The sequence below is a fragment of the Sphingorhabdus sp. EL138 genome, from assembly GCF_900258045.1.
In the GTDB taxonomy this organism is placed as follows: Bacteria; Pseudomonadota; Alphaproteobacteria; order Sphingomonadales; family Sphingomonadaceae; genus Parasphingorhabdus.
In genome coordinates this window covers 700,254-718,812 of record NZ_OGVD01000003.1, presented here as the reverse complement: position 1 = coordinate 718,812, position 18,559 = coordinate 700,254, and the positions used below count along the sequence as shown (strand labels likewise).

Genomic DNA, 18,559 nt, shown 5'->3' with positions numbered 1-18,559 from the left:
ATGATTATGATGATCACTGTAATTGGGGCACTCGATTATTCTCATAATCGGCCACATATCAGCGATTTTGCTTGTTCCCAGCATCAAGGTCTACCGTAAGCAGACGGGCATTTTGGCTTTGGTTGGCCAAACGATGACATCAATCAACACCAATGCTGTTAATCGAAATCAAGATAATCTTCGTCGAAATCACCTGAGTAAGTTTCGTTTGTTACGATAATCCGTCTCTCCAAGTTATCTGAAGCATATTGGAGGCGGGAGGGAGTCTGCATGCGGAAGTCAGAAAGTAAATCAGGTGTTTCACAAGGTGATCGGCAATGAGCCTCACCAACATCGCCCTGAGATATCCAGCAGCCATAGCCGCGGCATTGGCTTTGATAGCGTTGATCGGAATTGTATCGGCCTTCAGCACGCCGATACAGCTCTTCCCTAATATTGAACGCCCTACCCTGACTGTACAGGCAGGTTGGCGCGCGGCCAGTCCGAAGGAAATAGAGTCTGAAATTACCATTCCAATTGAGGATGAACTGAGGGGCCTTCCTGGCCTGACCAGCGTGCAGTCCTGGTCCAACAATGGCAATGTATGGCTCAATCTTGAATTTGCGCTCGGTACTAATATGGATAAGGCATTTGCCCAGGTTTCAAGCCGCGTCCAACGTGTTCGTAACTGGCCACTCGATGCCGATCGCCCCTCGGTAGGCGGCGCCAATGGAGATCAGGGTGAGTCGCTCATATATCTGTTTCTTCAAGCCTTACCGGACAGCAATCTGGATTCCGAAGCGCTTGCGACATTTGCCCGCGATACGATCACCCCCGAACTTGAATCCGTTGAGGGGGTTCAAGGTGTCTCAGTGGAAGCGCCAACCGGTGAAAGAATATTGCGCATCCGCTTCGATCCGTGGCGCCTTGCCCAGCTCAATCTGACGATAGAACAGCTTTCCAGCGCCGTTGGAAGGTTTCAGGATGTTGGCGGCGGCACTGTCGACGTGGGTCGGCGGGGCTACGCTTTGCGCTTTGAAGGTAATTTTTCAGCCGAGCAAATTGGCGATCTAACCGTGGCACAGCGCGGATCCACTGTGATACGCATGCGTGACGTGGCGGATATCAATGTCGGTCCTGACAAGGCTTTCGGCGTGACCTATCAAAATGGTAACCCGGCCATCGGGATGCGGGTCGTTCGGCAGCCCGGCAGCAATACGCTCGATGCCATCAACGGTGTTCTGTCCACGGTAGAAACTTTCAACGAAAATGAACTGGCGAGCATGGGCGCGAGGATCGAGAAAAGTTTTGATCCATCGGTCTTCATAAAACGCGCGCTGTCCTTTCTCAGCGGGAATTTGCTGCTTGGCACTTTCCTCGCCATCGGGCTCCTCTGGCTCTTCGTTCGTCGCTGGCGCGCTACCCTTATCATCGCCGCAACTGTACCGGTCTGTCTCTTAGCGACGCTCGCCGTCATTGGAATGACTGGACGCACAATCAATGTGATCTCGCTCGCCGGCTTGGCTTTTGCAACCGGTATGGTGCTTGATGCCGCCATCGTCGTGATGGAAAATTTCGTCCGCTTGCGCAATCACGGTCGGTCTCCCGGGCAGGCAGCTTTGGAAGCGGTATCACAAGTCTGGCCGGCTCTATTTGCATCGACCGCAACCACTGTTGCAATCTTCATTCCGATCATGTTTATCGAAGATGTCGAAGGCCAACTATTTGCAGACCTCGCGCTTACCATAGCCATTTCCGTTGTAGCCAGCTTGATCGTTGCCGTCACATTGTTACCTGCCGCAGCCCGCCATTACGGGCAGGTCGATATGGAGGATAATGAACGCCGCTGGGACGGATATGCCGACCGCATATTTGCTTTGATCGATAGCAACAGGAAACGGAAAATCTGGATTCCTTCGCTGATTATTGCGCCGTTGGTCATCTCTTACTTCCTATGGCCGCAGACGGATTACCTGCCCGACGTGAAACGTGATGCAGTCGATGCCTGGGTTGGTTTACCCTCGGGCGCTACGCTCGAGTCAGCACGAACCGAAATTGCTGAAGAAGTTGTCGAGCGTCTTGATCCCTATTTGAAAGGCGAGAAGCAGCCTGAACTGCTCAACTACTATCTTTTCGTCAATCCCTGGGGTCTCAATACAGGCATCCGGATTAAGGACCAATCCCGCATTGATGAAATGACCGGCATTGTAAACGGTGAGATATTGGCAGGCTTTCCGGACGTTCAGGCCTTTGCCCAACAAGGCAGCTTGTTCGGCAATTTCGGCGGCAATGGCTCCATTGAACTCTATCTGCAGTCCGAAAATGATGAAAATTTGCGGGAAGCCGCCTTGGTGGCGACAGATTCTATTCAGGCAGCCATGCCCGGCGGCATGGTCAGGCCTAATCCAGATCCAAATGTGGTTGTGCCGGAACTCCGCCTCACGCCCAATGATCGCCGCATCGCGGAACTCGGTATGACCCGTGATCAGGTCGGCCGCGCCGTCCGGGCTTTGGGCGACGGTCTTTATTTGGGCGAATATGTCTCGGATGGAGAACGGATGCGGGTGATCATGCGCGGGTCGGCAGCTTCCGACCCTGAGGCGATTGAAAGCGCCCCGTTGGTAACGCCAAATGCCGGTACAGTGCCGATGGGCGAAGTGGCAACGCTACTCCGCGGGGTTGGACCGACACAGATCAGCCATGTGGACGGACGGAAGACAATAACGCTCAACATCAGTCCACCCCCGGGTATGGCGCTTGGCGAAGCTCTGGAAACCATTCAGACAAATGCCGAGCCCGCCATCCGCGATGCGCTACAAAATGATGGTACATTGCGTTACGGCGGCGATGCCGATGCTCTGATTAAAGCCGTAAAATCACTCAGTACCAACTTCATTTTGGCTGCAGCGCTATTGTTTGTCATCATGGCTTCAGTATTCCGATCTGCGCGCGACGCGGCATTGGTTATTATCGCTTTGCCCCTGGCTACGGTTGGCGGGGTGATCGCGATCCAGATACTCAATCTGTTCAAACCAACGCCGCTCGATCTTCTCGGTATGATCGGATTCGTAATATTGCTGGGTATCGTGGTGAACAACGCGATCCTGCTTATGGCACAAGCGCGCGAAAGCGAAGCCGAAGGTATGGACCGATCACAAGCTGCCCGAGCAGCACTTCGCCTGCGGCTAAGGCCAATCTTGATGACCACAGGCACATCCGTCATGGGCATGCTGCCACTGGCCTTGGTGCCCGGACCAGGCAGCGCGATTTATCGCGGCCTGGCGGTTATCATCGTCGGCGGTGTACTGGTCTCAACCATATTTACGCTCGTGTTGCTTCCTGCGCTTATCCAGTTGGGATCGGCGAAGAAAGATACGCCAAGTAAACCGGATACCCCCGACAAACCCATAAAAACCACTGAGCCAAAGCCAGACTTCGGCGGTGGACTAATGCCGGAGCCTGCTGAATGAGTTTTGCATTACCTGATATGATCCGTGACAATCTTCGCTGGATATCGATTGGTGGTGCGTTGTTGCTGACCACACTCATCTATTTCCTGTTTTTTGCGTCCAATGCCGCCGAAGGACAAGGTGGTCCCGGTCAAGGCGGGCCGCCGCCCGCTATTGTAACGCTCGCAAAAATCGAAAAACTGGCGCTTACTCCCAATTTTACGGCTCCCGGTGATATCGTTGCCAACCGCGATTCTGTTGTTGCTGCAGAAGTAGCCGGGCGCATACAGACCACACTTAACATCGGTGCGCGGGTCAGTCGCGGTACAGTAATTGCCGTGATTGATGACCGCTCGGCTCGACTAGCCAGAGATCAGGCTCGTGCAGAGGTTGCTCGTTTGCAATCAGACTTGACCTATCAAGACCGGTTAGTCGGAAGGTTGCAGCAACTGCTGAAAGAAGAAGCAGAGTCGGAGGCGTCTTTGGATGAAGCCATTTCCGCGCGCGATCAGACCCGCGCCCGTCTCGCTGCGGCAAAGGTTGCTTTGGAAACGGCGCAGGTCGACCTGGCCCGCACCCGTATCCGCGCGCCCTTTGCCGGTCAGATGGTGGAGCGCCGCATTGAGGTGGGGGAATATGCAACGCCTGGCCGGGAAATTGGTCGAATTGTTGGTAGGGAGGGTTCAGAAGCTCGCGTCCGCGTCCCAATTGCGGTCGCAGGATCGCTATCGCCCGGACAAGAGGTTACGATCCTTGCAGATGGTGAACAACGCGCCTCTCGCGTCCGGACCGTTATCGAGACGGGTGACGAAGTTAGTCGGACCCTCGAAGTCCGCGCACCGATGGGAAGCCACAATCTGAAAATGGGTAGTGCCATTTCGATCACCGTGCCAACTGGCGTTGAGCGCGATGTCTTGACTGCACCGCGTGACGCGCTGGTCCTGCGCGACAGTGGTATTTTCGTCTATGTGGTGAACCCCAAAGACAAAACCGCCAAGCGTGTCGACATTCAAGTAGGTGAACCAGCGGGTGACCGGGTCGCGATTTCAGGACAAATTACTGTCGGCGACATGATCGTGGTCCGCGGCGGAGAAAGGCTGCGCGATGGTCAGACCGTGACTTGGGATGATGGCAAGAAATCTGATGCCGAACCAAAGCAGTCCGCAGGATGACCAGCATGACCACGCGCCTATTGCCGATTGCTTTGCTGATAGCATTGTCAGCTTGCTCCATTCGCGGTGGACCAGCTCTTGACCTTGATGCTGTGCCGGCTGCGCCTGATGGTTGGGCGTCGCGCCCTGAACTGCCGCTGACGGATATCAATAACCCACAACCCGCAGACTCAGGCAATGGATGGGTAAAACGATTTGGTGACGAGGATCTGGAAAATGCCATCCAGGAGGCATTTGCCAATAACCGTAATTTGCAGTCGGTGTTGGCCCAACTTCGTGCTTCCCGAGCCGCCATGCGAGTGGCCCGTGCGGATCTTTTCCCGAGGATAGATTTATCGGGCACTGCTACTGATGCGGAAAATTCCGCCACTGTCTACGATGGTGCCTTAGAGGCAAGCTGGGAAGCCGATATCTGGGGCCGCAACCTGTCTCTCGCCCGCGCTGGCAATGCCGAAGCCAGAGCCGCTGCAGCCGATTTTGCTGCCGCCCGTCAGGCGCTCGCCGCCGCCGTTGCCCAAAGCTGGTATGATCGCAGCGCAGCCCGTATTTCTTTGGATCTCGCAACAAGCGATCTCGAACGCCGTAAGGACACATTGCGAATTACTGATGCCCGCTTTCGCGCCGGCCTGGCCTCGCGTCTTGATTTGCGATTGGCACAGGTCTCAGTTTCGAACAGTGAGGACCGTTTGGAAACCGCTTTGCGCACAGCCAGAAATGCGGCCCGTGCGCTGGAAGTATTGATTGGGCGCTATCCATCTGGTGATGCCACCGGCGCTGCCAGTCTCGTGATGCCTCAACCGCTACCAGATGTCACCGCACCAGTAGCGGTCCTGGCCGGTCGCCCAGATTTGATTGCTGCCGAAGCCCGGGTCGACGCAGCAGGCCTTCGCGCAACAGATGCGAGACATGCGATGTTCCCGCAATTGACGCTTCGTTTTGATTCCACCACCCGCAGCGGCAATTTTGGCGACCTGTTTGATCCGGGCACCTATATTAACGCCATTTCTGCGGGCTTGTTGCAACCACTGTTCAGAGGTGGCGCTTTGCTGGCCGAGGCAGACCGCCAGGGTGAACTCGCAAAATCCGCATTGTTTGAATATGCGCAGTCAACCTTGACGGCGTTTCAAGAAGTGGAGGACAGGCTGGATGCCGAAGCAACTCTTGAGCGGCAAGTCGCCTCGACTGCCAAAGCAGCTGAGGAAGCTCGCGCTGCGGTCGGATTGACCCGCAGTCGCTATATTAATGGTCGGTCCACGATATTCGAACTGATCGATGCTCAGACAACTGCCATTGCGTCGGAAACACGGGCAATCGAAACACGCCGTGCCCAAATTGAAAACCGCATCAACCTGCACCTCGCGCTAGGGGACGAGCCGCTGCCGATCGGCAGTTAAATCTAGCACCATACTATGTCTGATGTCATACATGACTGTGCAGGATTTGCTTTCCATCGAAAGTGTGGAATAATAGAACTCTACAATCCATTAATCGCGAAAATCTTCACAGCGCTGTTCCTGTCTCCCCGCCTTTGAGCCATATTGGCAGTCCAGCGGTGATAAATGCGACTTCCGCTGCGCTTGCAGCGATGCGCTGATTCATCCAACCGGCCTCATCGCGAAATTGCCTTCCCAACGGGCTTTGGGGAACCACACCCGATCCAACTTCATTGGACACGAAAATGACCGGTCCCTGAATATCTTTCAATATGCCCATCAATTTATTCAATTCGCTCTCAATATCGACCTCGGCCAGCATCAGGTTACTTAGCCATATTGTCAGGCAATCGACCAAGATGGTTGTTCCCGGTGATGATTTTTCGAGGATGACATTGGTGATGTCGATATTTTCCTCAACCGTTTGCCAATTGGAGCCGCGATCCTCTCGATGACGGTTTATGCGATCTGCCATTTCAGCGTCAAACGCCTCCGCGGTTGCGAGATAGATCAGATCCCCCGCATTTTTCTCTGCTAACCGCTGCGCAAAACTGCTTTTTCCGGAGCGAGTTCCACCCAATATCAGGGTGCACTTGTGGCTCCCGTTGGTGTCAGAAGACATTTTTTCTTGCTCCGTAAATTGAGGATGACTAGAGCGTTCCTGCTACAGGTTCCCGGAGACGGGATCAAAAGGGAATTCGGAAAGGATAGATATCCCCATCCGAAGCTGCCCCCGCAACTGTGATTGGTGAGCGGGCCTGTCAAATCCCACTGGACTTTGTCTGGGAAGGGGACAGGCCAAGCAATGACCCGAGAGCCAGGAGACCTGCCCGTAGCTGTCGTTCTATCATGCGGACGGGGTGTGCCATATGATCGAGGATTTCCTCGCGTAGCGACGATTACCATCGGGCTGCGCATGTGGGAACTCCATAGGCGTCAAATATGCGTGGCCTTTTTGAATGATTGTCAAAAAGGAATATTCATGCGTTTTCATAGTTTTATATTATCAACCACTGCATTGGCGGTGTCTTGGCCGGTACTCGCCGAGACGGCAGTAATTACCGAAGATGGTGAGGATATCATCGTCGTAACAGCCTCTCGATCCGAGCAACCTTTGTCCCAAACCGGCCAGTCCATCTCCGTGATTGACCAAGAGCAGATAGAACGGCTCCAAAGCGTGACGGTAGCAGATATTCTCCGCACTGTGCCGGGCGTTACTTTCAACCGCAATGGAGGCGTCGGTACATCGACGTCGGTCAATATTCGCGGCGCGGATTCCAGCCAGACGGTTGCCTTGATTGATGGGGTCAAATTGAACGATCCGTCATCCCCGGGCAGCGGCTTTAACTTTGGCAATTTACTAACTGGCAATATTGCCCGCATCGAAGTCCTGCGCGGATCACAATCAGTTATCTGGGGCAGCCAAGCAATTGGCGGGGTGATTAACACCATTACGCGCGCGCCGACCGATGACATTCGTATCAATGCCCGCGCAGAATATGGCTACCGCGATACCGGCCAAGCTGTGGGGAATATTTCCGGGCGCTTTGGTCCCGTGGCAGCGAGCATCGGTGCCGGCTATTTTCGAACCGATGGCTTTTCAACCTTTAACGAAGATCGCGGCGGGATCGAGCGCGATGGCTATCGCAACTTCGGTGCAAATGGCAAATTTGAAATCACGCTAAGCGATACCATATCCATTGATCTGCGCGGCTATTATTCAGATGGCCGGACGGATATTGACGGCTTTGCATCGCCGACATTTACCTTTGGCGACACGCCGGAAACATCAGAAACCGAAGAATTTGTGGGCTACGCCGGGCTGAACATCGCTTTGCTGGACGGCCGCTTTCGCAATCGTTTTGCTTTTGCTTACACCAACACAAAGCGCGACAATTTCAATCTCGCCGTCCAGACATTTGATGCACTGGGCCGGAATGAACGCTTTGAATATCAAGGCGTGTTCGACATATCCGACATGTTTCAAGCCACGATCGGAGCGGAAAGGGAAGACTCACGCTTTCGCAGTTCCAGCTTTGGAGCCCCGTTCAGCCGCGCCAATGCAAGCATTGACAGTTTTTACGGCCAGTTGCGGATAATGCCTCTGGACGGGCTAACCGCGACGGCGGGCGTTCGCCATGATGATCATAGCAGCTTTGGCGGTGAAACAACTTTTGCAGGAGATATTGTGTATAGCCCCAACGAAGGTTTGACGACTTTCAGAGCCAGCTATGGTGAGGGCTTCAAAGTACCATCACTGTTTCAACTATTCAGTGATTTTGGCAATGACACGCTGCGTCCCGAACGAGCAATAAGCTGGGATGCAGGTATCACGCAGCAACTAATTGACAGCAGGTTAGAGCTTCGGGCCACTTTGTTTCGGCGCAACAGCAAAGACCTGATCAATTTCATCGGCTGTCCGGTGCAGACGGGTATTTGCACGAACCGGCCTTCTGGCACGTATGACAATGTAGGACGAGCCCGGGCACAAGGTGTTGAACTGGGTATTACCATGCGTCCGGCCGATAGTCTGACATTTGCCGCGAACTATACACTGGTCGATGCGAAAAACCGGGACAATGATCTGGTATTGGCGCGGCGCCCAAGAAATAGCGTCAACGCCTCGATCGACTATGACTGGGCTTTTGGCCTCAAAACCGGTGCGACGATCAGTCATGTCGGTGCAAGTTTTGATAACACATCCAATAGCCGGGAGTTAGCGGGCTATGTGCTTGTCGATCTACGAGCCGCTACGCCGATAACCGATAATATCGAATTTTACGGCCGGATCGAAAATCTGTTTGATGAAGAATATGAAACGATTTTCCGGTTTGGCACACCGGGCCGGTCTGCCTTTGCCGGTGTCAGGTTGAGCTACTGATATGAATGCCCGCTCAGCCGCCGATCCGTTCCGCTTTCATGGCGGACGGTTGGCGGCTGCGGCTGCGCATTTTGATCGCGCACGCCAGCCTTGGGTCGACTTGTCGACCGGGATTTGTCCGTGGGCATATCCGGTTCCTGATAATGATCCGGCAATCTGGCACCGCCTGCCGGAGCCGGAAGAACTGGAGCAACTGGAGGCAGCGGCGGCGGAGAGTTTCGGCGTGCCTGATCCGGATGAGGTTGTAGCGGTTCCAGGGAGTGATATCGCGATCCGGCTGCTGGGAACGATTTTTTCGGACCGAGCTGCAGCGATGCTAACTCCCATTTACTCAGGACACCGAGCCACGTGGCCGGATGCTGCGGAAGTAACGATGGACGACGCGGCGCACCATGATTTACTCATTCTCGCCAATCCCAATAATCCTGATGGCCGGAAAATTGCACCGCAGCGGCTCAGGGAGCTGCCGGGGCAGTTGATTGTTGATGAGGCCTTTGCCGATACCGATCCAGAAATCAGCCTATTGCAGGATCGCGCTGGTGCGATTGTCTTGCGATCCTTCGGTAAGTTTTTTGGGCTACCGGGAATAAGGTTGGGCTTTGTCATTGCCGACCTGCCGGTGGCACATCAACTGAGGCGATTGCTTGGTGACTGGCCGGTTTCCGGTTCGGCGATTGCCATTGGCACCAGTGCTTACCGAGATCAGACATGGCAACATCATCACCGCCAACGAATAAGTCGTGCGGCCAATGCGCTGGACCATATGCTGGAGCAGGCTGGACTGGAGATCGCAGGAGGCACGTCTTTGTTTCGGCTGGCAACACATGACCAAGCATCGGAAATATTTGAACATTTGGGACAGTCGGGCATATTGGTACGACCGTTCGCAACAGATGAGCGGCAATTGCGTTTTGGATTGCCCGCTAGTGACGCTGACCGGGACCGGCTGACAAAGGCCTTGCAGGATTGGAGGCAGAAATAATGACGGAATCAGAAGACAAGTTTGCGAAACATAACGCGCGGATGAAGCGGGTGCAGGCGGCGCGCGAAAAAATGCAGGCCCGCCGGACGATCGAACGCGGTTTGCTTATCATTCACACTGGCAACGGCAAGGGCAAATCCTCATCCGCTTTCGGCATGGCGATCCGCTCGCTCGGTTGGGGCATGAAGGTGGGGATCGTGCAATATGTGAAGGGAAGCTGGGAAACGGGGGAAAAAAACTTCTTTCAGGCCAATCCTGATCTGCTGACCTTTGAAGTCATGGGAGACGGTTTTACCTGGGATACGCAGGACCGGGAACAGGATATCGCCGCAGCCAAAGCAGCCTGGGAGCGGTCAAAGGAACTGATCACGGATCCCGAATATGATTTTGTCATTCTCGACGAGCTCAATATTGTGCTGCGCGATGACACGCTCGACATCAAGGAAATCACCGAGTTTCTGAAGCAACGCCCGTTGGAGAAACATATTTGCATAACCGGCCGGAATGCGAAACCCGAGCTCGTCGAAATGGCAGATTTGGTCACCGAATTCGAAGAGGCGAAGCATCCCTTCAAAGCCGGTTTCAAAGCTCAAAAGGGCGTTGAATATTGAGATATGCAGCAGCCTTGATAGCTGCGATTGCGGCTCTGCTTTGGCCGACAGCTCAGGTCGAAGCCGAAGTTGTCATGCGCAGCGCGAAAAACAAGATTCCTGCCCACCCGAAACGCATTGTGTCGATTAATCCCTGCGCTGATGCGCTGTTGCTGCAGCTTGCCGAAAAGGGGCAGATCGCCTCTGTCAGTCACTATTCGCACGACCCCCAGGCGACATCGGCACCCTTGCGTCAGACCTTGCGATATCCTGCCACATCAGGGACGGCCGAAGAAATACTGGCAATGCGGCCAGATCTGGTTGTTGCCGGGTCCCATGTCGCCATCCCCACAGCTATGGCACTGGAACGGTTGAATATTCCCCTCGTCAAATTAGCGATCCCGCAGAGCGTCGCGGAAAGCCGGCAGCAGATTTCCCAACTTTCTGAAATAGTGGGCGCACCGGACAGGGGCAGGCATTTAAACAAAGCCATCTCCGCGGCCTTTGCGAAGGCGAAACCCGCGGATGACAAACTGGTACCCGCATTAATCTGGCGCAGCGGCGGCCTCGTACCCGGCGATGGCACGCTGCCGGACGAATTGCTGCGTCACACCGGATTTGAGAATGTCAGTAAGAGCTACGGATTGAAGCAATGGGACATTCTGCCACTGGAACATCTGGTTGCGCGACCACCGCAGCTGCTATTCTCCAATGGCGGACAGATGGAGAGCAGCGGGCACCGCGACCGCATGCTTTCCCATCCGGTTTTCAAACGTCTCTCCAACCGGATCACTATTGCGGATTATCCTGCCCGGTTGCTGCACTGCGCAGGCCCGACATTGATTGAAGCGGTGACAACGCTGTCCGAAGCGCGCCGAAAATTGAGGAAGCCTTCATGAGCTGGCTTGATCGCAAAACCTTGTGGCTCAACGGCCTGCTGCTGATTGGGCTTATCGTCATGATGCTGTTGTCGCTTGCCGTAGGCAAGGTCTGGGTCGCGCCATCGGCATGGCTGGGCGATGATCTCAGCGCGTTGATCATTATGGAATTGCGTGTGCCGCGAACAATATTGGGCGCGGCCATCGGCGCGGCACTGGGCATGGCAGGCGCCACGATGCAGGGCTATCTGCGCAATCCCCTGGCGGATCCGGGCGTTTTTGGCGTGTCCGCGAGCTCCGCCCTGGGCGCTGTGACCTCACTCTATTTTGGTTTTGCCATGACGGCCTGGCTGCTTCCTGTTTTTGCCCTGATTGGCGCTGGCATCGGCATGGCTTTGCTGACCCTGCTTGCAGGAAGATCAGGCAGCTTGATCCTGTTCACACTTGCCGGTGTTATTCTGTCCAGCCTTGCAGGCTCTTTGACATCGTTGATGATCAGCCTGGCACCCACACCCTTTGCAACGACGGAAATTGTCACCTGGCTCATGGGGGCGTTAACCGATCGCAGCTGGGATGATGTGAAACTCGCGGTTCCGATCATCGCAATCGGCATGCTGTTTCTGATCGCGACCGGGCGCTCACTGGATGCCCTCACTCTGGGCGAAGATGCCGCCCGGTCAATGGGCGTCAACATATTGCATTTACAGTGGTTTGCCGTGATTGGCGTAGGCCTGACCGTCGGCGCATCCGTCGCCGCCGCCGGGATTATCGGGTTTGTCGGCCTCATTGTACCGCATCTTGTAAGGCCTTTTGCCGGGCATCGGCCATCAGCCGTGTTGCTCCCCTCTGCCCTTGCCGGTGCACTTCTGCTCGTCGGTGCGGACAGTGCGGTCCGGATCCTGCCCAGCGTAAGCGAATTGCGCCTTGGCATCGCAATGTCTCTGCTCGGCGCACCGTTCTTCATGGCGTTGCTGTTCAAAATGCGCAGGGAACTGAACTGATGTCGCTGGCTTTCGAAAACATCTCTCTAACATTGCGTAATCGCAAGATACTGGATGACGTCAATGGTCTGTTCAAGCTTGGACGCGTTACCGTCATACTGGGAGCCAATGGCGCTGGCAAAAGCAGCCTATTGTCCTGTCTGGCGGGTCTCCGGCAACCGCAAACGGGCCGCATAACAGTGGATGATCGATCGATTCACGAGATGGAAGGTAAAGAGCGTGGACGCTTGATCGGCCTTTTGCCGCAGCGTCCCGATATCCACTGGAATATTGATGTCAAAACGGTTGTCGGGCTTGGTCGACTGCCGCATTCCGGACGCTGGGGCATGAACGCGGCCGATCATGAGGCAGTTGCAAGGGCCATGGAAGCAACAGATTGTACCGGACTGGCAGAGCGCAGGGTGCTGCGTCTGTCTGGCGGCGAGCTGGGCCGAGTGTTGTTGGGCCGGGTTCTCGCCGGGGAACCACAATGGTTGCTGGCCGACGAACCGCTGGCGAGCCTTGATCCCGCGCACCAGTTCGATGTTCTGGATAAACTGAAAAATTATGCAGAAGCGGGAAATGGTGTCGTGATTGTTCTACACGACCTGACTCAGGCGGCCCGCTGTGCTGACGATATCATGATCATGAAAGACGGTGCAATATTGGCGGCAGGTTCCCGTAATGACGTGATTGTTCCTGATATCATGGCTCAGGCCTACGGTGTCGAAGTCCAGATCAGCACCAGCGACAACGGCGAGCCCCTGGTCGTTCCTGTACGGCGTTTGAGATGACGGCGGCGGGGATAGCGGATCGGCCGGAACTTTTACTCGTCGTCCTCGTGACGGAGGCTCTGCTCGGTTATCCGGATGCGCTCCACCGCCGCATCCCCCACCCTGTGGCGTGGGCCGGAAGTTTGATCTCCCGTCTAGAGCATATATGGAACACAGGTAGCGCACCCAAAAGACGTCTGGCCGGAATCTGCACGTTGCTGGTCGTGACAGGATCAGCCGCGGGGCTTGGGATCATGCTGGAAACGATGCTGACCGGCTGGTTCGGATGGATTCTGCTTATACTTATCGCCACCACTGGTCTGGCGCAGCGCAGTCTTTATTTTCATGTACGAAATGTTTTGATGCCACTCGAACAGGGCGAGATAGCGCCCGCGCGGCAAGCACTATCGATGATTGTTGGCCGTGACACCGAAAATCTGGGCGAGCGTTGCGTCGCATCGGCGGCTACAGAAAGTCTGGCCGAGAGTTTCTGCGATGGCATTGTGGCCCCGGCATTCTGGTTTCTGGTCGCCGGTCTACCCGGCTTGTTCGTGTTTAAGACCGTAAGCACGGCGGACAGTCAAATTGGTCATCTGGACGAGCGTTATCGGTATTTTGGCTGGGCAGCGGCGCGCTGCGACGATGTGATGAATTTCGTTCCCGCGCGGATCGCGGGCCTGTTGATCTGTATCGCCGGCATGGGCGGATGGCGGATCATGGTTCGCGATGCGGCCAGGCACTTGTCTCCCAATGCGGGCTGGTCGGAGGCGGCAATGGCTGGCGCCCTGAACGTGCAAATGGGCGGCGGTGCTACCTATGATGGGGAATGGATAGCCCGGGAGACATTGGGTGATGGTGAGCGACCCGGGCCGGGTGATCTGAAGGCCGCTCTGGCCATCTATGTGCGCGCTTGTCTTGCTTTGTGGTTGCTCGTCGGGGGGCTCATATGGGCGCCGTAATGCTGCAGGGAACCGGCAGTGACGTTGGCAAGTCAGTGCTAGTTGCCGGGCTTTGCCGCTTATTGACGAACAAAGGAATGACGGTCCGGCCGTTCAAAGCGCAGAACATGTCGAACAATGCCGCCGTAACGCCCGAAGGCGGCGAAATCGGAAGGGCTCAGGCGCTGCAGGCCATCGCCTGCCGGGTGTCATCGCATGTCGACATGAATCCGGTACTGCTCAAACCGCAATCCGATAAAACGGCGCAGGTGGTTGTCCATGGCAAGGTTCATGATACCGGGGATGCCGGTTATTTCCGGGATCAGAAACAGGAATTGCTGGATGCCGTTCTGGCCTCTTATCAGCGATTGTCATCAAAGGCCGATATCGTATTGGTTGAAGGTGCAGGTAGTCCGGCGGAGATCAACCTGCGTAAGGGTGACATCGCCAACATGGGCTTCGCCCGGGCGGCGGGTGTTCCGGTCGTTCTGATCGGAGACATTGATCGCGGCGGCGTGATTGCTGCGTTGGTCGGCACCAAGGCCGTAATTGATCCCGCAGATGCCGACATGATCCACGGGTTTCTGATCAACAAGTTCCGCGGTGACGTAAAGCTGTTTGATGATGGCTATACGGCCATAGCGGAGCGCACTGGCTGGACCGGGCTGGGCGTAATTCCGTGGCTGCCTATGATCCACAAACTGCCGGCGGAAGACGCCGTGGTGTTGCAACAACCGGAACCCGCAGCAGATGGTGTTATAGAGATTGCGGTCCCAATGCTTTCACGCATTGCCAATTTTGACGATTTCGACCCGCTGCGCCTTGAGCCGCAGGTTCGTCTGCGCATGATACCGCCCGGCGAACCGATCCCTGCCAGCGCATCGTTGATTATTATCCCGGGCACAAAGGCAACTATCGCTGATCTGAAATTTCTTCGTGCGCAAGGATGGGATATCGATATTGCCGCCCATGTTCGGCGCGGCGGCTCCGTACTGGGTATTTGCGGCGGATATCAAATCCTGGGCGAAAGCATTTTTGATCCGGAGGGAATTGAGGGGACGGCTGAAACCGTTGCAGGCCTCGGATTACTTGCCGTTCAAACCACATTAACCGCAGCCAAAACGCTGGGTCGCGTTACCGGCAAGTCGCTCGTCGATGATCAGGATTTCACCGGCTATGAGATTCACGTGGGGGAAACCCGAACCGGTGGCATGGACAGGATGTTACGGTTGGCTGACGGACGGCAGGACGGCGCAGTGAGCAAAGACGGCCGCATATCGGGCTGTTATGTCCATGGGTTGTTTGACACGGCGGCCCAGCGACAGGCATGGCTGGCCCGGCTGGGAGCCATTTCCAATGGTCTGGATCAAACAAATATTGTTGATCAGGCGCTGGATGAACTTTCAGAAGCGTTGGAAAAACATGTCAACATTGACGAGTTGCTCGTCATTGCGGAACGTGCCGCATGACCAATTCCCAACATCCGGTGTTTGACAAACAGTTTCGTGCACAATTCGACAAGCTGCTGGCTTGGCGCCGCGACGTACGCCGGTTCGATGATCGCCCTATAGATTCGGGTATTGTGGACGACTTGCTGGACCGGGCCTGTCTTGCCCCTTCCGTCGGCAATGCTCAGCCCTGGCGGTTTGTATCTGTGCGGACAGCCGCCATTCGATCATCTGTTGCCGATCATGTTGATGTCGAGAACCGCAAAGCAAAGGATGGATATGACGACGATGAAATACAATCGGAATATCAAAGACTGAAGCTGCACGGATTGCGTGAAGCCCCTGTGCATCTAGCTATCTTTTGCGACGAAGGGACAAACGACGGCCGCGGTCTTGGGCGTCAGACCATGTCCGAAACTTTGACTTGGTCGGTTGTCATGGCAATCCATAATTTGTGGCTGTCTGCCCGCACGCAGAATATTGGATTGGGCTGGGTTTCGATTCTGCAACCCGAAAAAATCCACCGCATTCTTGATGTACCGGATGATTGGCGGCTGATTGCCTATCTGTGTTTGGGCTATCCGCAGCGGGAAAGCGACGAGCCGGAGCTGTCTACATTAGGCTGGCAGGACAGAATTGATCGGTCGAAAACGAGATTTGCACGATGACTATAACGGCAAAACAGGTGACCGATCATCTTGATGCACTGGCCAAACCGCAAGGTAGTATGGGGCGACTGGAGGAATTGGCAGTCGCACTGGCGGTCGCGCAACAAAACCTCCGACCGCAAACAAAACCCCGTCGCCTCGTCCTGTTTGCCGGCGATCACGGAGTGGTCGAAAGCGGGGTATCAGCATGGCCTTCGGTGGTCACGACCGCGATGATTGAAACCATTCTGGCGAAAAAGGCAACCAGCAGTGCGCTGGCGACCACACAATCGGTGGACTTGCGATTGGTTGATACGGGCAGCATAAACCCAGCGACCAATGGCAAAGAGTCACCAACGTTTAGCGATGCACGTATCGCTGCCGGAACAGCTGATCTATCAAAGGGTCCGGCAATGACGAAGGATCAATTTCACGCAGCTTGGGATATCGGAAAAGTAGAAGCGCGGCGTGCATTGGACGAAGGTTCTGTTCTGCTGATGGCTGGCGAAATGGGCATTGGAAACACGACGCCGGCTGCCTGCCTGACCATGTTGCTGGCGAGCGCTGATGCCGGTAACGCTGTGGGGCGCGGTGCCGGTGCAGGTGACGCAGTGTTGGCAAAAAAGCGGGATATTGTCGCGGGTGCCACGGAAAGATCGGTTGGGTTGCTGGCCGTTGATCCGGTAGCCGCGATAGCCGGTATTGCCGGCTTCGAGATAGCCGCAATCGCGGGATATTATGCACAAGCAGCTGATCAAGGTTCAACAATATTGCTCGACGGTTATGTCACTACTGCAGCGGCCCTCATCGCCGAACGTCTCCAACCGGGGACTTCCAGGCGTATGATCGCGGCGCATCTTTCAGCAGAACCGGGGCATAGAGTGGCTCTTGATCATCTTGATCTGCAGCCTTTGCTCGAATGGGATATGCGTCTTGGCGAAGGGACAGGGGCGCTGACTGCCCTGCCCTTGCTCGACAGTGCTGCGGCCTTGTTAAATGACGTCGCTAAGCTTTCGGATATCATGCCATGACTGACAAACCGTCCATCAGCTGGTGGATGCCGCCAATGCTGGCCGTGCAGTTTCTGACGCGGATTCCCGTACCGGGATTGAACCGGCTGACTGCGGAACAGGCACGATACGGCCTGACCCGGTCGGTGGTCTGGTTTCCACTGGTGGGCGCTCTGGTCGGTGCACTGACTGCCGCCGTGCTGGTGGGCACTGCTCATATCTGGCCGCGCGCGATTGCTGTGATCGTCGCGCTGCTGTTTGAAGCACGCTTGACAGGTGCTTTTCACGAAGATGCCGTGGCGGATTTCTGCGACGCTTTCGGTGGCGGTCATGATCGGGAATCAACACTGCGGATCATGAAAGACAGCCGCATTGGTAGCTATGGCGCTCTTGGGCTTCTGCTTGCGGTTGGCCTACGTGCTGCGCTTTTGATTGCACTGCCGCAGAACATGGTCATTGTTGCACTCATAGCCTCCGCCTGCTTTGGCCGGTTGCTCGCGGTTATGGTCATGGCGCTTGTTGCTCCGGCTAATACCGCCAGCGAAGAAGGACTGGCCAAGGATGTCGGTGCACGCACCGGAATACGCGACCTGTTTCTGGCTATCATCGTGGCATCGCCTTTCATCGGTTTTTTTGCCTGGTTCCATGTTTTCGCAGCCATGTTGACCACATTGGGATCAGCCCTGTTCCTGATTTGGTTTCGCGCTCTGTTACTGCGACGACTAGAGGGAACTACGGGAGACTGTCTTGGTTTTGCGGCCTATGCCGGACAATTGATCTTGCTACTCGCCGTACTGGGGTTTGCTGATCTGTGATCTGGCTGGTTCGGCATCCGCAGGTGGCCCTGCACTGGCAGAACCGTTGCTACGGCGTCAGCGACATGGGTTTGAGCCGCGAAGGCGCTCGCCTCGCCAAGCAGCTTGTTTCCGATCTGGTTGGATTGTCACCGGACGTTATCGTGCATTCCGACATGCGCCGGACCCGATATATTGCAGAACAAGTGGCGAGCAGCCTGTCGATCAAGGCGAGTGCCGACAGCCGTTGGCGGGAACGGGATTTTGGTAGCTGGGAAGGCCGCAGCTGGGATGCCATCTATCGCGAAACCGGCAATGCGATGGACGGGATGTTGGACAACCCGGACGGATTTCGACCAGGTGGTGGAGAAACGACGACGGAGCTGGTGGCGCGGGTGCTCTTCGCATGGCGAGACTTGCCGACGGAAAAGACTGTCGCCGTTATCACTCATGGTGGCCCGATTGCAGCCATATTGGCAAACCAGAACAATGCCCCATTGCGATCTTTGCCTGACTATATCCCTGCACTGAATTCAGTCAGCAGGCTTTAGGAACCGGGGACAGGTTGGCAATTTCGAGTATCTGTTTCGAGACCCGCTTCAGAC

At 55.5% G+C, this 18,559-nt stretch carries 16 protein-coding genes and 1 riboswitch; of the genes, 15 read left to right on the top strand and 1 reads right to left on the bottom strand.

Annotated elements, in window-relative coordinates:
* Window positions 1-317: 317 nt before the first annotated feature.
* Genes DK507_RS09605 through DK507_RS09595 form a run of 3 tightly spaced genes read left to right on the top strand, consistent with a single transcriptional unit; the run spans window position 318 to window position 5,994 of the window.
* Window positions 318-3,449 (top strand): efflux RND transporter permease subunit, encoded by a 3,132-nt coding sequence (locus DK507_RS09605; protein WP_109356129.1) that lies wholly within the window; start codon window positions 318-320, stop codon window positions 3,447-3,449.
* Window positions 3,446-4,600, top strand: coding sequence for an efflux RND transporter periplasmic adaptor subunit (locus tag DK507_RS09600; RefSeq protein ID WP_109356128.1), 1,155 nt, complete (start codon window positions 3,446-3,448; stop codon window positions 4,598-4,600). The genes DK507_RS09605 and DK507_RS09600 overlap by 4 nt, the downstream gene beginning before the upstream one ends.
* 5 nt (window positions 4,601-4,605) lie before the next feature.
* The gene (locus DK507_RS09595; RefSeq protein WP_162558988.1) at window positions 4,606-5,994 is read left to right on the top strand and encodes an efflux transporter outer membrane subunit; all 1,389 of its coding nucleotides are present in this window, start codon (window positions 4,606-4,608) and stop codon (window positions 5,992-5,994) included.
* Between the two features lie 106 nt (window positions 5,995-6,100).
* Here the strand turns inward: DK507_RS09595 and cobU are convergent, their stop codons facing one another.
* Window positions 6,101-6,655, bottom strand: coding sequence for a bifunctional adenosylcobinamide kinase/adenosylcobinamide-phosphate guanylyltransferase (cobU, locus tag DK507_RS09590; RefSeq protein WP_109356126.1), 555 nt, complete (start codon window positions 6,653-6,655; stop codon window positions 6,101-6,103).
* 29 nt (window positions 6,656-6,684) lie between these two features.
* Window positions 6,685-6,882, top strand: a riboswitch (cobalamin riboswitch).
* 133 nt (window positions 6,883-7,015) lie between these two features.
* Between cobU and DK507_RS09585 the strand changes: the two genes are divergently transcribed.
* The 12 genes from DK507_RS09585 to DK507_RS09530 are packed head-to-tail and all read left to right on the top strand — an operon-like array spanning window position 7,016 to window position 18,505.
* Window positions 7,016-8,914 (top strand): TonB-dependent siderophore receptor, encoded by a 1,899-nt coding sequence (locus DK507_RS09585; protein WP_109356125.1) that lies wholly within the window; start codon window positions 7,016-7,018, stop codon window positions 8,912-8,914.
* 1 nt (window position 8,915) lies between these two features.
* Window positions 8,916-9,896, top strand: a complete 981-nt coding sequence (locus DK507_RS09580) for an aminotransferase class I/II-fold pyridoxal phosphate-dependent enzyme (protein ID WP_109356124.1) — start codon at window positions 8,916-8,918, stop codon at window positions 9,894-9,896.
* The gene (gene cobO / locus DK507_RS09575) at window positions 9,896-10,507 is read left to right on the top strand and encodes a cob(I)yrinic acid a,c-diamide adenosyltransferase (RefSeq protein ID WP_109356123.1); all 612 of its coding nucleotides are present in this window, start codon (window positions 9,896-9,898) and stop codon (window positions 10,505-10,507) included. Before DK507_RS09580 ends, cobO begins: the two co-directional genes overlap by 1 nt.
* A complete protein-coding gene (locus tag DK507_RS09570; protein ID WP_254054321.1) occupies window positions 10,504-11,385 on the top strand; it encodes an ABC transporter substrate-binding protein in 882 nt (293 codons plus the stop codon). Before cobO ends, DK507_RS09570 begins: the two co-directional genes overlap by 4 nt.
* Complete coding sequence (locus DK507_RS09565) at window positions 11,382-12,365, top strand: iron ABC transporter permease (RefSeq protein WP_109356122.1); 984 nt, start codon at window positions 11,382-11,384, stop codon at window positions 12,363-12,365. The genes DK507_RS09570 and DK507_RS09565 overlap by 4 nt, the downstream gene beginning before the upstream one ends.
* Window positions 12,365-13,138, top strand: a complete 774-nt coding sequence (locus DK507_RS09560; RefSeq protein ID WP_254054320.1) for an ABC transporter ATP-binding protein — start codon at window positions 12,365-12,367, stop codon at window positions 13,136-13,138. Before DK507_RS09565 ends, DK507_RS09560 begins: the two co-directional genes overlap by 1 nt.
* A complete protein-coding gene (cbiB, locus tag DK507_RS09555; RefSeq protein WP_109356121.1) occupies window positions 13,135-14,076 on the top strand; it encodes an adenosylcobinamide-phosphate synthase CbiB in 942 nt (313 codons plus the stop codon). Before DK507_RS09560 ends, cbiB begins: the two co-directional genes overlap by 4 nt.
* Window positions 14,064-15,524, top strand: coding sequence for a cobyric acid synthase (locus DK507_RS09550; protein WP_109356120.1), 1,461 nt, complete (start codon window positions 14,064-14,066; stop codon window positions 15,522-15,524). Before cbiB ends, DK507_RS09550 begins: the two co-directional genes overlap by 13 nt.
* Window positions 15,521-16,171: a 5,6-dimethylbenzimidazole synthase gene (gene bluB, locus DK507_RS09545; protein ID WP_109356119.1), complete on the top strand. Its 651-nt coding sequence runs from the start codon at window positions 15,521-15,523 to the stop codon at window positions 16,169-16,171. The genes DK507_RS09550 and bluB overlap by 4 nt, the downstream gene beginning before the upstream one ends.
* Complete coding sequence (cobT, locus tag DK507_RS09540) at window positions 16,168-17,181, top strand: nicotinate-nucleotide--dimethylbenzimidazole phosphoribosyltransferase (RefSeq protein WP_109356118.1); 1,014 nt, start codon at window positions 16,168-16,170, stop codon at window positions 17,179-17,181. Before bluB ends, cobT begins: the two co-directional genes overlap by 4 nt.
* Window positions 17,178-17,975, top strand: coding sequence for an adenosylcobinamide-GDP ribazoletransferase (locus DK507_RS09535; RefSeq protein WP_109356117.1), 798 nt, complete (start codon window positions 17,178-17,180; stop codon window positions 17,973-17,975). Before cobT ends, DK507_RS09535 begins: the two co-directional genes overlap by 4 nt.
* Complete coding sequence (locus tag DK507_RS09530; RefSeq protein ID WP_109356116.1) at window positions 17,972-18,505, top strand: histidine phosphatase family protein; 534 nt, start codon at window positions 17,972-17,974, stop codon at window positions 18,503-18,505. Before DK507_RS09535 ends, DK507_RS09530 begins: the two co-directional genes overlap by 4 nt.
* The last annotated feature ends 54 nt before the right edge of the window (window positions 18,506-18,559 follow it).

Excerpts from the sequence above, each read along its gene's own strand:
- DK507_RS09605 (WP_109356129.1), top strand. The coding sequence starts at position 318 with ATGAGCCTCACCAACATCGCCCTGAGATATCCAGCAGCCATAGCCGCG.
- DK507_RS09600 (WP_109356128.1), top strand. The coding sequence starts at position 3,446 with ATGAGTTTTGCATTACCTGATATGATCCGTGACAATCTTCGCTGGATA.
- DK507_RS09595 (WP_162558988.1), top strand. The coding sequence starts at position 4,606 with ATGACCACGCGCCTATTGCCGATTGCTTTGCTGATAGCATTGTCAGCT.
- cobU (WP_109356126.1), bottom strand. The coding sequence starts at position 6,655 with ATGTCTTCTGACACCAACGGGAGCCACAAGTGCACCCTGATATTGGGT.
- DK507_RS09585 (WP_109356125.1), top strand. The coding sequence starts at position 7,016 with ATGCGTTTTCATAGTTTTATATTATCAACCACTGCATTGGCGGTGTCT.
- DK507_RS09580 (WP_109356124.1), top strand. The coding sequence starts at position 8,916 with ATGAATGCCCGCTCAGCCGCCGATCCGTTCCGCTTTCATGGCGGACGG.
- cobO (WP_109356123.1), top strand. The coding sequence starts at position 9,896 with ATGACGGAATCAGAAGACAAGTTTGCGAAACATAACGCGCGGATGAAG.
- DK507_RS09565 (WP_109356122.1), top strand. The coding sequence starts at position 11,382 with ATGAGCTGGCTTGATCGCAAAACCTTGTGGCTCAACGGCCTGCTGCTG.
- DK507_RS09560 (WP_254054320.1), top strand. The coding sequence starts at position 12,365 with ATGTCGCTGGCTTTCGAAAACATCTCTCTAACATTGCGTAATCGCAAG.
- cbiB (WP_109356121.1), top strand. The coding sequence starts at position 13,135 with ATGACGGCGGCGGGGATAGCGGATCGGCCGGAACTTTTACTCGTCGTC.
- DK507_RS09550 (WP_109356120.1), top strand. The coding sequence starts at position 14,064 with ATGGGCGCCGTAATGCTGCAGGGAACCGGCAGTGACGTTGGCAAGTCA.
- bluB (WP_109356119.1), top strand. The coding sequence starts at position 15,521 with ATGACCAATTCCCAACATCCGGTGTTTGACAAACAGTTTCGTGCACAA.
- cobT (WP_109356118.1), top strand. The coding sequence starts at position 16,168 with ATGACTATAACGGCAAAACAGGTGACCGATCATCTTGATGCACTGGCC.
- DK507_RS09535 (WP_109356117.1), top strand. The coding sequence starts at position 17,178 with ATGACTGACAAACCGTCCATCAGCTGGTGGATGCCGCCAATGCTGGCC.